Origin of the sequence: Neptuniibacter caesariensis, assembly GCF_000153345.1 — a bacterium.
Lineage (GTDB): Bacteria > Pseudomonadota > Gammaproteobacteria > Pseudomonadales > Balneatricaceae > Neptuniibacter > Neptuniibacter caesariensis.
In genome coordinates this window covers 2,013,577-2,029,170 of record NZ_CH724125.1, presented here as the reverse complement: position 1 = coordinate 2,029,170, position 15,594 = coordinate 2,013,577, and the positions used below count along the sequence as shown (strand labels likewise).

General features: G+C 44.7%; 13 protein-coding genes. 2 read left to right on the top strand and 11 right to left on the bottom strand.

Going from position 1 to position 15,594, the window contains the following annotated elements:
- Window positions 1-76: 76 nt before the first annotated feature.
- From MED92_RS09400 to pilM, 8 genes are all read right to left on the bottom strand, one after another.
- Window positions 77-1,639: an AAA family ATPase gene (locus tag MED92_RS09400; protein WP_007021295.1), complete on the bottom strand. Its 1,563-nt coding sequence runs from the start codon at window positions 1,637-1,639 to the stop codon at window positions 77-79.
- A gap of 22 nt (window positions 1,640-1,661) precedes the next feature.
- The gene (gene aroB, locus MED92_RS09395) at window positions 1,662-2,756 is read right to left on the bottom strand and encodes a 3-dehydroquinate synthase (protein WP_040662526.1); all 1,095 of its coding nucleotides are present in this window, start codon (window positions 2,754-2,756) and stop codon (window positions 1,662-1,664) included.
- A gap of 13 nt (window positions 2,757-2,769) precedes the next feature.
- Entirely contained in the window at window positions 2,770-3,294 is a 525-nt protein-coding gene (gene aroK / locus MED92_RS09390) for a shikimate kinase AroK (RefSeq protein WP_272941713.1), read from the bottom strand.
- Between the two features lie 14 nt (window positions 3,295-3,308).
- Window positions 3,309-5,417, bottom strand: coding sequence for a type IV pilus secretin PilQ (locus tag MED92_RS09385; RefSeq protein ID WP_007021292.1), 2,109 nt, complete (start codon window positions 5,415-5,417; stop codon window positions 3,309-3,311).
- Between the two features lie 11 nt (window positions 5,418-5,428).
- Window positions 5,429-5,992: a pilus assembly protein PilP gene (locus MED92_RS09380; RefSeq protein WP_007021291.1), complete on the bottom strand. Its 564-nt coding sequence runs from the start codon at window positions 5,990-5,992 to the stop codon at window positions 5,429-5,431.
- Window positions 5,993-5,999: 7 nt separating this feature from the next.
- Window positions 6,000-6,596, bottom strand: coding sequence for a type IV pilus inner membrane component PilO (locus MED92_RS09375; protein WP_007021290.1), 597 nt, complete (start codon window positions 6,594-6,596; stop codon window positions 6,000-6,002).
- Window position 6,597: 1 nt separating this feature from the next.
- Window positions 6,598-7,080 carry a PilN domain-containing protein gene (locus MED92_RS09370; RefSeq protein ID WP_238321502.1) on the bottom strand — a complete coding sequence of 161 codons (483 nt, stop codon included), beginning with the start codon at window positions 7,078-7,080 and terminating at the stop codon, window positions 6,598-6,600.
- Between the two features lie 69 nt (window positions 7,081-7,149).
- Window positions 7,150-8,211, bottom strand: coding sequence for a type IV pilus assembly protein PilM (gene pilM / locus MED92_RS09365; protein WP_007021288.1), 1,062 nt, complete (start codon window positions 8,209-8,211; stop codon window positions 7,150-7,152).
- 171 nt (window positions 8,212-8,382) lie between these two features.
- Here pilM and MED92_RS09360 point away from each other — a divergent pair, with 171 nt between their 5' ends.
- The gene (locus tag MED92_RS09360) at window positions 8,383-10,722 is read left to right on the top strand and encodes a penicillin-binding protein 1A (RefSeq protein WP_007021287.1); all 2,340 of its coding nucleotides are present in this window, start codon (window positions 8,383-8,385) and stop codon (window positions 10,720-10,722) included.
- 61 nt (window positions 10,723-10,783) lie between these two features.
- On the opposite strand, the gene MED92_RS09355 is transcribed toward MED92_RS09360, so the two are convergent.
- From MED92_RS09355 to rpmE, 3 genes are all read right to left on the bottom strand, one after another.
- Complete coding sequence (locus MED92_RS09355) at window positions 10,784-12,031, bottom strand: malic enzyme-like NAD(P)-binding protein (RefSeq protein WP_007021286.1); 1,248 nt, start codon at window positions 12,029-12,031, stop codon at window positions 10,784-10,786.
- A gap of 161 nt (window positions 12,032-12,192) precedes the next feature.
- A complete protein-coding gene (locus MED92_RS09350; protein ID WP_007021285.1) occupies window positions 12,193-12,966 on the bottom strand; it encodes a thermonuclease family protein in 774 nt (257 codons plus the stop codon).
- 11 nt (window positions 12,967-12,977) lie between these two features.
- Window positions 12,978-13,193 (bottom strand): 50S ribosomal protein L31, encoded by a 216-nt coding sequence (gene rpmE / locus MED92_RS09345; RefSeq protein WP_007021284.1) that lies wholly within the window; start codon window positions 13,191-13,193, stop codon window positions 12,978-12,980.
- 173 nt (window positions 13,194-13,366) lie between these two features.
- Between rpmE and MED92_RS09340 the strand changes: the two genes are divergently transcribed.
- Entirely contained in the window at window positions 13,367-15,562 is a 2,196-nt protein-coding gene (locus tag MED92_RS09340; protein ID WP_007021283.1) for a primosomal protein N', read from the top strand.
- Window positions 15,563-15,594 lie beyond the last annotated feature (32 nt).

Below are 15,594 nucleotides of genomic sequence, written 5' to 3'. Positions count from 1 at the left end.
AAATTTCGAACAGGCAAGAACAGGCGAATTCACTGTTTTTTAGACAATAAGCAGAAAATAAACCTAGAAAAAACGATTATTTTTTCTTTCTAATATCTAGCTGGACACCCTGCAGGCTTCTCGCCCAGGGTTTAGTTTTCTGCAGTGCAGCAGGCAGTTTGCGGATAGAGGCGTTAGCTACATCTCTGTTCGCATAATTACCGTAGACCACAACATGCCAAGGGGCACCTTTGTAAACGGTTGAAAAATAGTAAAATTGACTTCCGCCACCATGCTTACTGATAAACTCAGTCGCACTCGACTTGGAACGTGCACCTAACAGCTGCAATGTATAACTTTTAGGAGAGAATCCCAGCAGTTTATTCTCATAGCTGCTATAAGTGGCTGAAACACTAGCAGCCTTAGGCAATTGCTCTTTAATGATCGTAGGAGCACTTTTAGCAGGCTCTTTATTTGCTACAACTGGTGCAGCCCCTGGAGATAACTCCTGCTCAACCTTAGAGACAACAGGCGTATTCTCGACAATATTCCTTAGGTCTCGCTCTAATTTTTGCGCTTTGGGTTCGACTTGTTGCTGATCTGGAGCCCTCTCAACAACTTCTTGTTTCGGAGCAACAGGCTGAACCTTTTGTACTTCAGCAGCAAGTTTCTCTTCTTGGGCTTTCAATCGATTCGCTAATTCTGTCTTAGCTGACGAGACAGGCTCTACCGAATTTTCCTTAGGAACTACAGCTTGGGGGGAGGTTTCCATCGTAGGTTGACTTTTTAGCGCGAGTTCCTGCGCATCATCCCCTTCTGAAGCAGCAACCGGTAAAGGCAAGCTCACCCTTTCAATTGAGTCTGGTTGAACCATTGAAGGCTCATCAGGCATAAACTGAACCAAAGAAACCGCCACAATCCCTAATAGCACCACCCCTATCCCTGCCATATGAACAGGCGGTAAAGGAAAAGCCGTTCGTTTTTTACTTGAATAGGCTGGAGCAACTTTACCCCCAGCAAGCAAGGTTTCGATACGACCCGGCATCCCTTCGGCCAGCTTAATTAGCTCAGCTTTCTTCTTATCAGGGAGTGACGACACAGCTGGATGACAAATCTGAAGATAATCCAGTGATTCCTCATCACTCATTCCTTCGATATTAATCTGGTGAACACGCCCCTCCATCTGCTTCACAGACAGATTTTGCATGACAGATTCAGCGTATTCAAAATCAGACATGAGTACGAGCTGAGCATCCGCCGCATGCAGGTTCAGCAACAATTCCAGAGCATCATTGGAAAGATATTCTGCATCATCAACCAAGATCAGACATTTCCGCCCAGCATTGCGCATTGCCTTGAGTTGGTTATGGAAAGCCGTTAACAACCCTGCAAAATCATTCTCTGTAAATTCATGCTCAGGAAGTTGCGCTGATAAATGTTGCAAAAGTTTCTGCGGGCTTATTTCCGATTCAGGCCTCACAGAACAGCAAGCCAAGGTAGTATCCGATTCCTCAGGTTGCAACTGAGCCAAAATCGTACTTTTTCCCGCCCCTCTACTTCCGGAGATCAACAGAAGAAAATCAGAAAAGCGCACTAAATGCTTAAGTTTATCAAGCAGTTGTAAACGGCTAGGCGGTTCAAAGTAGATATTTGTTTTCATTCGATGATTAGCTGTCGCTGGCTCAAATAAACTTCCCTAATTTATCCCCTGCGGAGAGCGTTTGCTCAAATAACTCAACAGGGAAATCAGCAGTCACAGTTGCTTTACCAATCTCTTTTAAAAGTACTAAGCGTATAGAACCGTCCAGTACCTTTTTATCTACTGCCATATGCTCCTTGAATTGCACGCTGGTCATCTGCTCCGGCGGATAAATTGGCAGATTTGCTGCAGCAAGAATGCTTTCAACCCGCTTCACATCGCTTTCACTGATCCAGCCAAGGCGGCATGAGAGATCTGCGGCCATCATGGTGCCAGCCCCTACAGCCTCACCATGAAGCCAGGCCCCATACCCCTGCTCAGCTTCGATAGCATGACCGAATGTGTGGCCTAAATTCAACCACGCACGAATGCCTGCTTCTCTTTCATCCTGAGCGACAACTTCAGCCTTAACTTCACAGGAACGATAGATTGCCTGCTCTAAAAGGTCCGGCTGCAGACCCATTAGTCCATCAATATGATCTTCAAGATAACAAAGGAAAGCTTCATCGTAGATCAGTCCGTACTTAATAACTTCCGCCATTCCAGCTGACAGCTCTCGTTCGGCGAGCGTATTCAAAACATCGGTATCAATCACCACGCACTGGGGCTGATGAAAAGCCCCAATCATATTTTTTCCTTTAGGATGATTTACACCTGTTTTTCCACCTACCGATGAGTCAACCTGAGAAAGCAAAGTGGTTGGCACCTGAATAAAATCAACACCCCGCTGATAGCAAGCGGCGGCAAAGCCCGTCATATCCCCAATAACACCACCTCCCAGAGCGACCAAAGTGGTGGTTCGGTTATGCCGCTTTTCAAGTAGCGCGTCAAAAATGGTATTGATCTGATCGATATTCTTATACTGCTCACCATCGGGTAAAACCACGTGATCTACAGTCAGTGAATTCGGCAAAGATGAAATCAAACGTTCCAGATAAAGAGGAGCAATTGTCTCATTCGTTACGATCAGTACCTGCTTGCCCTTTATATAAGGAGCCATTAGCCCCTGATCCAATAAGCCCTGACCTATAAAAATCGGATAGCTTCGTTCACCTAAATCTACTTTTAGAGTTCGCATAAGATAGTACTGATCACTCTCCATGTAGCGGAGATTTTGCCTTCATCTGTTTAATAATTTCACTTGCTACGGTTTTAGGATGCCGTTTATCGGTCTTAATAATAATATCCGCAGCCTCAAGATATAGAGGATGACGCTTTGCCATCAAATCCTCTAGTACCTGCCGAGGGTTTTCGGTTTGTAGAAGCGGCCGGTTCTTATCCCTGGCTGTACGATCCAACTGCTGTTCGACCGATGTTTCTAAATAAACAACTGTACCATTACCCTGTAAGCAAGCTCGATTAGCACTACGGATAACAGCACCGCCTCCAGTTGAAAGGACAATAGATTTTTTTTCAGCAAGGTCTTTGATTACGCTCTCTTCTCGATCACGAAATCCTTCCTCGCCCTCCACATCAAATATCCAAGGAATGTCTGCACCCGCGCGATTTTCTATCTCGCGGTCTGAGTCCAGAAATTCTAATTTGAGTTCTTGAGATAGCAAACGGCCTATGGTGCTTTTTCCAGCTCCCATAGGCCCGATTAGAAAGATGTTCAATTAAACAACCATTACTACTGCGCTGTCAGTGAATTACGTACCAGTTTTGGCGTGATAAAGATCAGCAATTCAGTCTTTTCAGCTTGGTTTTCTTTATTTCTGAATAATGGCCCCATTATAGGCAAATCGCCGAGAAGAGGCACTTTATTGATCGTTTCACTGGTTTCATTCTTAAACACGCCACCCAAAACGATTGTCTGCCCATCAGGTACGACGACCGTTGTCTGTAACTCATTATTATCAATACTGATTTCACCATTTGGCAAGACCTGCCCAATCGAATCCTGCGTAATAAGCAAATCCATCGCAATTCGATCACCTGGATTAATTCGCGGCGTCACATCAAGACTCAACACGACATCTTTGAATTCGATGCTTACTTCACCGTCTTCTACTGTCTGATAAGGAATTTCAGAACCGGATTCAATTTTGGCTTGCTTGCCATTGGTCGTCAGAACCTTCGGCTGCGAAACAATTTCAGCTTTACCATCAGTCTCCAATGCCGATAATTCAAGCGCTAAAAGAGAACTTGCACCTGGTTTGAAACCAATCGCGATGGTGCCGGGAGAAGTAACACTTGCGCCAAGGTCTACCATTAAGTTACTGGTATTCCCAGCAGTAGTATTGCCAAAATTGACGTTACCAATACTATTATCAACAATCCAACCTTTGCCATTATCAACATCGTTGTAGCCAAAGCCCCATTTCACGCCTAAATCTTTAGTTACATTAGAAGTTGCATTCACCAAACGAGCTTCTACTAAAACTTGCTCTACTTCCACATCGAATTTTTTTAGAATATTACGAATATCTCTAAGCGCTGTAGCAGTTTCACGAACCATTAGCACATTAGTTTCGTCATCAGCCATCACAAAGCCACGCTCAGAAACCATTTTAGCTTCCTGAATTGTAGACATCATTTCAGATGCCTTACGGTAATCAACCTGAATAAACTCTGTTCTCAAAGGAGCTAATTGTTCGACTTGCTTAGAACTTTCCAGTTCCTGCCTTTCTCGTTCTGCAATCTCTGCCGCAGGAGCAATCAACAAGACATTACCTACGGTTCTTTGATCCAACCCCTTGGTTTTCAGAATAATATCCAGAGCCTGATCCCAAGGAACATTTTTGAGGCGAAGAGTAATATTGCCGCCTACAGTATCACTTACTACTAAATTCAACTCTGCAACTTCCGCAATAATCTGAAGCACTGAGCGTAACTCAACATTTTGGAAGTTAAGATCAATTTTCTCGCCCGTAAACTGAAATAGATCTTTAGTTCTCTGGTCTTTCTCAGCCTGAGACAATGGCTTGAAATCCAGGATCAACTTGTTGTCGGTTTGATAAGCAAGATACTCATAAGGCTCTGCACTTGGCTTCACTAAAATACTCGTATTTCCTTTATTAGCCATTGCATCAATAAACATCACTGGGGTAACAAAATCTTGTACGTCTACTCGCTGCTCTAAAGCGCGTGACAAATCAGCACCCATCAAATTAATGACAACATTATTACCCTCTTCTTGAATATCTACACCAGCCTTATCATCCGAAAGGCTTATCGATACTCGACCTATACCACCTTCAACACGTTCAAAGTCTAGGCCTTGCACTCTCGTTTTCTCTTCTTTAAAGGCAGCTGCCACCTGCTGTTCGTTCTTCACAACATTCGCGATAGAAGCAGGCTTTTTGATTGGCAAGGTTTTATCCTGAAGCACAACAAACAAGCTATTATTTTCAGTAAAAGTTTTATAAGTTGCTGGTTCAAAAAGATTCGCCACAACTCTCAAACGTCCCTCTGCCTCGGCAAAATTAACGCCATCAACATAGCCAGTTTTTACATCCAATGATCTCGTGGTCAGATCACTGCTGACACCCCAAAGATCCATCACCAAACGTGCAGGATCATTAATCATATAGGCTTGGGGAGCCGGCGGGGCAGAATCAAAATCAAACCGAAGCTCAATCTTCCCACCAGGCAGCGCGACAAAATTTGCATCTTTAAGCTTGATTTCGGCAACTGCCCAACTTGAATAAAGCAGACCCATTAAAATCAAAGCCATGATTTTAAGACGCTGCAAAGAACGTCCTAAAACTTCTTTTGACTTGTTTAGTTGATTCATCATGATAATGTCCCTTATTCCTGCTCAAGCAAATCAATGCTACGTGGTCGTTTCATCCAACCACCACGCCCATTTGAAATAATTTCAGATAATTGGATACTCCTATCATCTATAGAAGTAATCTCTCCATAGTCCAAACCCATAAAATTCCCTTTCGAAACTCTGTGAAGCTCAGAATTTGAATCTTTAATCAAGGCCCATAGAGATCCATTCTTTAATTCAATAGTACCAACCATCACCAACGAGTCTAAAGCAAACGTTTCTAAATACTCTTTTTCGCGCTTTTTATCTGGCTGAAGCTGAGTTTGTTCTTCTTGAGGTTCGCTTTCATCACCATCTTTGAGATTTTCGATTGGTAACAAAGCAGTAAAAGGCTCCCTCATCGAGGCACCTTCATAGACAAAGCTATGGTATGGCTTAAATTCAGGTAATGGTTCAATTGGACCAGCAGGCTTACTGTTTTGAGTCACAACGAACTGTTTTAAATCAGCAGTACCTTCGACCCAATCTATACAACCAGTTAAAGAACTCGCAATAGTGATTAAAACCACAAACCTTTTAGGCAAAGACATATCCATAAGAAACCTACTTCGCATCATCAAATCTATAAGTTTTAGCACTGATATTCATAGTTACTTGTTGCCCTGTTGGAGTTATAGAATAATTATGCAAGGTAACAATCCTAGGTAAAGCTGCTATACCACTTACAAACTGCCCTAATTGATGATATGAGCCTATAACAGAGATATTTATTGGTAGTTCTATATAAAAATCCTGTTTAGTTTCAGACTGAAGTGATATGGAGCCTATACTCAATCCACTACCGGTACCTAGCAAAGTTAAATCATCAAGTAACCCTGGCACTTCTTTCTGAGTTGGTAATTGTTTCTTCAATTCTGCAAAACGCTCTTCAACGTCTTCCATCTGTTTCTGCAACGCTTCAAGGTTTGCAACCTGATGCGCTTTTTGGGCATAGATGTCTTTCAACTGCTGTTCTTTAGAAATCTCCTTACGGAGGTTTTTTTGTTTATCTACCGCATAAAAATGCCAACCTGCAGCAACCAATGCAGCTATAACCAAAAGATAACAAATGACCTTGACACCTACAGGCCAATTACCAGAAGTTGCAAAGTCTAGATTATTAGGATCAAAACCCTTGAAAGCATTCTTAACCATGCTCATCTTAATTTGCCTCCGGTTTTGGAAGAACAACAGGGACATTCAGATTGAAGCTATTAGAATCTTCCTGGACCTGGCCTACACTACTCAAGCTGGGCTCTCCAAACCAGAGGGATTGATCTAGATTCCTCATCAACGTTGAAACGTCAAGTTTGTCAGCCGCCATCCCGGTAATCGAGACATTTGCTCCCGTCCGAGTTAAAGAAGAGTAGTGCACACCATCAGGCAATACTCTAACCAGCTCATCAAAATTCCTAACAATGACCGGTCGAGAACTTTGCAAATTTTGAATTGTATTCAACCTTTGTAATAAGGCCTCTTTCTTAGCTTTAAGCTCTTTAATTTGAGCTATCTGCTTATCAAGCTTTGCAGTCTCAGCTTTCAAATAATTGTTACGCTCTAACTGGCGGTTTTTCATTTCATCAAAATAGAAGCCAACGGCAAAAACAATCAGACCAGCAAAAACAGCCGCTCCAAGTAAGTTCATCGAGAACTGTTTCTGTCTCTCTTGCGCTAACTCTTCTCGCCATGGCCTTAAATTAATTGTCGCCATCTTTTATCCCTCAAATCCGCGCATTGCAAGGCCACACGCTTTAATCAAGGACGGAGCATCTCTATCTAATCGGGAGCGATTCACCCTTGAATTAATAGCTAAACTAGAAAAAGGGTTAGCCATTTTTGTAGGTATACCCAACTCTTCCGTCAACTGATCAACCAGCCCATCGATTGTAGATGTACCTCCAGAGAGATATAAGACGGATAGCTCACTATGAGCTCCTGACGAGTAGAAGAATTGTAATGATCTGGATACCTGCTGAGCTACCGTACCCCTGAATGGCATAACAATCATTTCATTAATCTCTGACGATATATCACCTAACCGTAAAGACTGCTCTACCTCTTCGATACTCATTCCATATTGCTGATGAATCGAATTGGTTAGATCATTACCCCCAAAAGCCTGTTCTCGGCTATAAACAATCTCACCAGACTTAAACACATTTAAAGTCAAGGTTGCCGCACCAATATCCACCACGCCAACCAGGTTTTCACTCCCCACCTCTTCATTTATTAACAAAGGAAAAGCTCTTTCTACGGCATAAGTATCAACATCTACGACTAAGCATTTGAGACCTGCTCCACCGATAGCATCTTCCCTCTGCTCCACATCACTTTTCCTACAGGCAACCAGTAATATTTTATTGAGACTGTCATTGTTAGGAACCTTGCCTTGAACCTCAAAATCCAGAGCAACTTCATCAAGAGGGTATGGAATGAATTGGTCCGCTTCTACCTTAATCTGATCTTCTAATTCGAATTCAGTAAAAGCATTACTCATTTCTATTTTTTTTGTGATAACAGCAGAGGCAGGTACAGCGGCTACTGCAGAAGACATTTTACCGCCCGCAACCTTAACGGCCTTTTCTATTGTCGTGGTTACTTCAATGACATCTTGAATGTTGCCATCAATAACAGCGGTGGGAGGTAGAGAGACCACGGCATAGGCTTCCAGTGAGAAGCCATTGCCACTTTTTGATAAAGCAACAAGTTTTACTGAGGATGAACCTACATCCACCCCAACCAAGCTACCCGACTTATTCCCCAGAAAGCCAAACACAAACGAATTCCCTAACTTAATGTTGCGTTAATGTATAGTAACTACTCTATATTCAACTCTAGCGCTTAATTGTAAAAATTAAAAACAAATTACTGCTAGAGGATCACTATCAGGTGTCTATATAATAGACCTTTATCAATTTTTTCTTATATTAAGACTAGCATGTCAGCTATGGTTTCGTTTTTCAAACTTTTGTTTAAATTAGGTATTTTCTGTTTTTTCCTAGGAAGCATAGCGCTTGCAGGGGCATATTTTTACTTCTCACCAAAGCTTCCAGATGTCGAATCATTGCGCGAAGTAAAATTCCAAACCCCTCTTAGAATTTATTCCCAGGATGAAAAGTTAATCGCTGAGTTTGGCGAAAAGCGCCGTACCCCGATTAATTTTTCTGAAATACCTCCTCAATTTACCCATGCACTGACTGCCGCCGAAGATAGTCGCTTCTTCGACCATTTCGGCATCGACATCAAAGGCCTTACCCGAGCTGCCTTTCAATTAGCTACCACAGGAAAAATCCAAAGTGGCGGCTCGACCATTACAATGCAGGTTGCAAAAAACTTTTTCCTTACTCGTGAACGCACATTTACACGTAAGTTCATGGAGATCCTGCTAGCACTAAGGATTGAGCAGGAACTAAGTAAAGAAGAGATCTTTGAACTCTACATAAATAAAATTTACCTTGGCCATCGTTCTTACGGTATTCAGGCTGCTGCCAATGTCTATTACGGCAAAGACATCGAAAACTTGAGCCTTGCCCAACACGCAATGATTGCAGGCTTACCAAAAGCTCCTTCTGCCTTTAACCCCATTACCAATCCTAGTCGAGCAATTGAGCGCCGCAACTGGATTTTAAAGCGAATGCACTCGCTCAGTTTCATTAATGACCAGCAACTGGAAGAAGCAACTAAATCTCCAGTTACGGCCAAATACCATACCAGCGACATTGAATTGCGTGCTTACTACGTCGCCGAGATGGTTCGTAAGAACCTTTACGACAAATATGGCGAAAACCTATACACAGATGGCTATAAGGTTTACACCACTTTAGACAGCTCCTTACAAAGCAGTGCCAATGTAGCTGTTTCTAATGGTCTCATTGCCTACTCTGAACGTCATGGGTACCTCGGCGCTGAAGCCAAATGGGACCTAACACAGGAATCGATGGTCGAGATTCAGAAAAAACTTAATAAGACTATCTCTTATGGCGTTTTAAAACCTGCTGTTGTTTTGTCTACAGGCGATAAAGAGGCCGAGCTTCTGTTAAAAGATGGCGAAAAAGCTACGCTGAAGTGGGAAGGCATGTCCTGGGCAAAACCATACAAATCAGTAAACCGCGTTGGAAAATCACCTAAGAAAGCCAGCGATATTATGGCAACGGGTGATCTGATCAGAATCCGTGAAAAGGATGGCGAGCTTCACCTTACTCAAATCCCTAAAGTACAAGGTGCAATGGTCGCTCTGAATCCTCAGGATGGCGCCATAGTATCACTGGTCGGTGGTTTTAATTTCACCCATAACAAGTTTAATCGCAGCACCCAGGCTGTTCGCCAACCCGGATCTAACTTTAAACCATTCATTTATGCTGCGGCTTTAGATAAAGGCTATTCGGCTGCGTCACTGATTAACGATGCCCCAATTGTTTTCCATGATAAAAAACTGGAAGGCAACTGGCGTCCTGAAAACTCAAGCAAAAAGTTTTATGGACCCACACGCTTAAGAGAAGCCCTATACCGTTCCAGAAACCTGGTATCTATTCGCCTTCTTAGAGCTATTGGTATTGATACAGCTCAATCCTATCTGGACCTTGCTGGGTTTGACCGCACGAAACTCCCTAACAACCTTTCCTTATCACTAGGTAGCGCTGATGTAACCCCTCTCCAGCTAGTGACAGGCTATGCCTCTTTCGCTAACGGCGGCTATAAGGTCAACCCTTATTTCATACAACGAATCGAAAACTCTTTTGGCGAAGCACTTCACACCGCCAAACCTTTAACAGTCTGTAGTGAATGCACAGAGGAAATTCCCAACAAGGCCCCCCGGATTTACGATGAAAAGGTCACCTTCCTGACTTACAACATAATGCAGGATGTGATTAAGCGCGGCACTGGTCGTAAAGCCCTTGTATTGAAACGCACAGACATCGCTGGAAAAACAGGTACAACCAATGACCAGAAGGACGCCTGGTTCTCAGGTTTCAATAGGGACTATGTTGCTACCGCTTGGGTAGGCTTTGACCAACCAACAACACTAGGCAGAAGAGAGTTTGGTGGTACCGCGGCATTACCTATATGGATTGATTTCATGCGTGAAGCGTTGAAAGAAAAGCCTGAAAACGCCCCCTCTCCACCTGAAGGTATTGTGAGCGTAAAAATCGACCCTAAAAGCGGAAAGCTAGCCTATCCTGGGCAGTCAGACGCTATCTATGAGTTCTTCCGCAAACCTAATATCCCAAGAGGCTATGCGTCACCTTCCAGCAGCAGACAAAGCAACGCAGCAGAAGAACTCTTTTAAGTAACAGTCAGACACAAAAAAACCGGCTATAAGCCGGTTTTTTTTTATACTTAACTCGCCATTAAGACAGTGGGTAATTGTCTGGTAGTGGCAGTCGAGCAACACCTGTATCGATAGCTGCCTGAGCAACTGCAGTTGAAACCGCGCCTAGCAGACGGGAATCAGTCGCTTTTGGAATGATGTAGTCACTACCGAATTCCAGAGAATCCAGACCGTAAGCATCCAGTACTTCCTGCGTTACAGGCTCTTTAGCCAGCTCAGCCAATGCACGCACCGCCGCAGCTTTCATCTCTTCGTTGATCGCCGTTGCGCGAACATCCATCGCACCACGGAAGATGAATGGGAAGCCAAGAACATTGTTCACCTGGTTAGGGAAGTCTGAACGACCTGTTGCCATGATTACATCATCACGCGTTTCGTGAGCAAGTTCAGGACGAATCTCTGGGTCAGGGTTTGCGCACGCAAATACAACCGGGTTAGCGGCCATCTTGGAAAGCTGCTCACCTGATAGCAGGTTAGGACCAGACAGGCCAACAAATACGTCAGCGCCATCAATTGCATCGTCCAGAGTACGCTTATCAGTTTCAGATGCAAACGCCGCTTTCTCAGGCGTCAGATTTTCACGACCAGAGTGGATAACACCCGTACGATCAATCATGTAGATATTTTCTACTTTAGCGCCCATATTAACCAGAAGCTTCATACATGCGTGAGCGGCAGCACCTGCGCCCAGACATACGATAGATGCCTCTTCCAGTTTTTTACCTGCAATTTCCAGAGCATTGATCATGCCGGCAGCCGTTACAATCGCTGTACCGTGCTGATCATCATGGAATACTGGAATATTACAACGCTCAATCAGAACACGCTCGATCTCAAAGCACTCTGGTGCCTTAATATCTTCTAGGTTGATACCACCAAAAGTATCTGCAATGCGTGCTACTGTGTCGATAAAAGCCTGCGGACTCTCAGCATCAACTTCGATATCAATAGAATCAAGGCCAGCAAAACGCTTGAACAACAGAGCCTTACCTTCCATAACAGGCTTGGATGCCAGAGGACCTAAGTCGCCCAGACCCAGAATTGCAGAGCCGTTAGAAATTACTGCGACCAGGTTACCCTTTGCCGTGTAACGGTATGCATTTTCAGGATCCTTTGCGATCTCACGAACCGGCTCCGCTACACCCGGGCTGTACGCCAGAGAAAGGTCAAGCTGAGATTCAGCCTCTGTAGAAAGTTCCACGCTGATTTTACCCGGGCGCGGAAACTCATGGTAATCAAGAGCGGCTTGTTTCATATCTTCAGACATAGCTGCTGTTCCAATCTAGTTAAAAAGTCGAACAAAGAACTATATAGAAAAGGGTTATTTCGAACAACTATCAGAATCATTCAACAGGCTTTTTTTCTGACCGATAAGCCTAAAGAACTAAAAAAACCTATCTGGAAGTCTCTATTGAGCAATATCTTAGTCTAAATACGTAATTGAGCAGGATGGGTTAACTGCATAAACCAAGGCAGATAATGCTTAGGAGTTTTAGCTGATTTTGGTCTGATCCAGCCACGAACTTCCACCTCACGCCCAAGCAGTTTTTCCAATGATTGATCAAACAGTAATGACGTTTCCTTACTAATCTTTATCGCCAACTGAGATTCAATTTCTAATATATAACCCGTTTTGATTGTTTTAACGGCAGCAACGCGCCCTCTTAACAGGCGAAATCCACTCTCTCCGGAATGCAGTGCCGCCACATCCCGAACAGGCTCAGACCATAGCGCTTCACCCTTTTTACGTGCTATTGCTTCAGCATCACTAAGACAGCCCAGAAAACGAGTATTGGGAGGAATAGCCACATAATGACCCAATCCCTCTTCTATCAACATTTCTGATACAAGAGCACCATCTGCAAACAAATAGGCTAATTTGCGCTTATAACGGTCATAGGACTGACGCCCAGGAAGTAACTTTATATCAGCCCCTGCAAGAATCCCCTCTAAACGGGATTTGGCTTCTTTCGCGTAAGGCTCGGCAGGAATCCCTTCCTTTTCAGTTTCAGGCGTATTGATACCGATCAAGCGAATGCGCCTCCCATCAGTCAAGCGGACAGTATCGCCATCATAGACATGGGCAACTTGAACTCGCTGCACAGAGGAAGGCATAGAGCAGGCAGCATACAGATTAGGTATCCAAAGCCCTGTAAACAAAAAAGCGCCCCACAATGGAGGCGCTTTTTTTAGAATTCGCATTGCGATTTCACTTATTTTTTCAGGCCGCGAGAACCGAAACGCTTGTTGAAGCGATCGATACGCCCACCTGAAGTCGCTTCTTTCTGCTTACCAGTGTAGAAAGGGTGGCAAGCGGAGCAAACGTCCAAGTGAAGATCTTTGCCAAGAGTAGACTTGGTCTTAACAACATTACCGCAAGAACAAGTTGCGTTAATTTCTGTGTATTCTGGGTGGATACCAGCTTTCATGATAAACCTCGATAGAATTCATGCCGCCACCTGATCATCTCTTCTGCCAGGCACCGCATTGATTTAAACTACTGACTTAAACCATCAGTACGTTAAGTAGGCGGCGGATTATACGCATGCATATAAAGCTTAGCAACACAAAACTGCCTAAATAATGAGCAATTAACGTAAATATGAGCATTCTCCGCCTCGCCATACCTAGTCCTTTACGCCGACTGTTCGATTATCTGCCCCCCGAGGGTATTTCTGTAGAGAATCTACAGCCAGGCATCCGTGTCATAGCTCCCTTTGGTCGACGCGAGGTGATTGGTGTTCTGATTGAAGTAGCCGAAGAGAGTGAATTCAGCCTTAATAAGCTAAAACGTGTGAAATCGCTCCTCGATAATAGCCCACCATTGCCACAACACCTTTTTAAGTTAGCTCGATGGGCTGCCAGTTATTACCAACACCCCGAGGGGGATGCCATTCAACAAGCCCTGCCTGTCTTACTGCGTAAAGGGAATGCTTGTGAGTTTCAGCACGAAACTCTGTGGCGAGCCTCTGAAACGGCCTCTACTGATCAATTAAAGGCAAACGCGATACGTCAGATAGAACTACTACAGCTTCTGCTGGAACATCCTCAAGGGATCAGCACCGACGCATTAAAAGCTGAGGGTGCCAACATATCCGCTTTATCTTCACTAGCAGAAAAAGGACTTGCAGAATCATTTCAGCGGAAACATAGCCATCACGATGAACAGATCCTTCACGAAGCGCCATTAACACTAAATAGTGAGCAACAGCTCTGCATTGAGCATATAAATGGCCAGCATGAGTTTGCTATCAATTTGCTGGAAGGGGTCACAGGCTCCGGTAAAACTGAAGTATATCTTCAGGCAATCGAAAAAGTGCTTCGGCAAGGCAAACAAGCCCTGGTTCTAGTGCCTGAAATTGGACTGACTCCGCAAACTGTAAGCCGGTTCAAGCAGCGTTTTAGTGTACCTATTGTGGCATTGCACTCAAACATGACAGATCGCCAGCGCCTCGATGCGTGGCTGCAAGCCAGAGAGGGTATCGCACGTATCATCATAGGCACCCGCTCGGCGATTTTCACCCCGATGAAAGCGCCAGGCATTATCATTATTGATGAAGAGCATGATGCTTCCTTTAAGCAACAGGATGGTTTCCGTTACTCAGCCCGCGACCTTTCCGTTATGCGCGCTAGGGATGAAAAAATTCCTGTCATTCTTGGCAGTGCCACTCCCTCTTTGGAAACGTTGCACAATGCTATTGAAGGTCGCTATCACTGGCTGAGAATGACCCAACGAGCGGGCAATTCGGCGCCTCCAGAATTTAAGTTACTGGATATACGGCAGGAGAACCTCAGTGAAGGTTTGTCGGCGCCACTGATCAATGCGATCCGCAAGCACCTGGAATCAGGCACTCAGGTGCTAGTCTTCCTTAATAGACGAGGATATTCACCAACACTGACCTGCCATGACTGCGGCTGGATAGCCGATTGCAATCGCTGCGACGCTCACATGACGTTGCACCAAAGACCACCACATCTGCACTGTCACCACTGCGATAAGCAAGCTGCAATTCCACAACGCTGCCCTGAGTGCAACAGCGATCAGCTACAACCCGTCGGTGTTGGTACAGAGCGGAGTGAACAGGCGCTTAAAGCCATGTTCCCCGACTTCCCGGTCATCCGTGTCGACCGCGATAGCACCCAACGCAAAAACGCGATGCAGGAGATCATGCATAAGGTCAACACCGGCGATCCCTGCATTTTAGTGGGCACCCAGATGCTGGCTAAAGGCCACCATTTCCCCAAAGTCACTCTGGTCGCGATCCTAAACGCAGATAGCGGACTGTTCAGCGCTGACTTCCGAGGTATGGAGCGAACAGCGCAACTCATCCTGCAGGTCGCAGGCAGAGCAGGTCGAGCAGATCATCCAGGTAAAGTGTTAATGCAAACTTACCATGCTGACCACCCGACATTACAAACCCTGGTAAATCACGGTTACTGTGCTTTTGCGCAGGAAGAACTACACAACCGCAAAATGGCGCAACTTCCACCTTATACTCACTATGCGCTATTACGGGCCGAAACCTCTACTCAGGGCCGAGCCGAATCGTTTCTGGCTGCCATCCGTCAGCAGTTGGAAGACGATATGCTTTTACCCCACGATGCAAGCTGGATTGGTCCTTTCCCCTCCCCTATGGAGAAAAGAGCCGGAATGCATAGGGCGCAGTTGATGATCTATGCTGAAAACCGAAAATCTCTGCACCAGTTACTCGCCAACCTGTGCTGGTATCTGGAGCAAAACAAAGAATCAAGAAAAGTCCGCTGGTCCATAGATGTCGACCCCGCGGATACTTTTTAGCCAGTTAGGCTGCAAGACACTTAACATAGAGA

What these genes read in the sequence shown, in the direction of transcription:
- aroB (WP_040662526.1), bottom strand. Translation starts at nt 2,756, where the DNA reads ATGCGAACTCTAAAAGTAGATTTAGGTGAACGAAGCTATCCGATTTTT.
- MED92_RS09340 (WP_007021283.1), top strand. Translation starts at nt 13,367, where the DNA reads ATGAGCATTCTCCGCCTCGCCATACCTAGTCCTTTACGCCGACTGTTC.
- rpmE (WP_007021284.1), bottom strand. Translation starts at nt 13,193, where the DNA reads ATGAAAGCTGGTATCCACCCAGAATACACAGAAATTAACGCAACTTGT.
- MED92_RS09355 (WP_007021286.1), bottom strand. Translation starts at nt 12,031, where the DNA reads ATGTCTGAAGATATGAAACAAGCCGCTCTTGATTACCATGAGTTTCCG.
- MED92_RS09385 (WP_007021292.1), bottom strand. Translation starts at nt 5,417, where the DNA reads ATGATGAATCAACTAAACAAGTCAAAAGAAGTTTTAGGACGTTCTTTG.
- MED92_RS09375 (WP_007021290.1), bottom strand. Translation starts at nt 6,596, where the DNA reads ATGAGCATGGTTAAGAATGCTTTCAAGGGTTTTGATCCTAATAATCTA.
- MED92_RS09350 (WP_007021285.1), bottom strand. Translation starts at nt 12,966, where the DNA reads ATGCGAATTCTAAAAAAAGCGCCTCCATTGTGGGGCGCTTTTTTGTTT.
- MED92_RS09370 (WP_238321502.1), bottom strand. Translation starts at nt 7,080, where the DNA reads ATGAACTTACTTGGAGCGGCTGTTTTTGCTGGTCTGATTGTTTTTGCC.
- MED92_RS09360 (WP_007021287.1), top strand. Translation starts at nt 8,383, where the DNA reads ATGGTTTCGTTTTTCAAACTTTTGTTTAAATTAGGTATTTTCTGTTTT.
- MED92_RS09400 (WP_007021295.1), bottom strand. Translation starts at nt 1,639, where the DNA reads ATGAAAACAAATATCTACTTTGAACCGCCTAGCCGTTTACAACTGCTT.
- MED92_RS09380 (WP_007021291.1), bottom strand. Translation starts at nt 5,992, where the DNA reads ATGGATATGTCTTTGCCTAAAAGGTTTGTGGTTTTAATCACTATTGCG.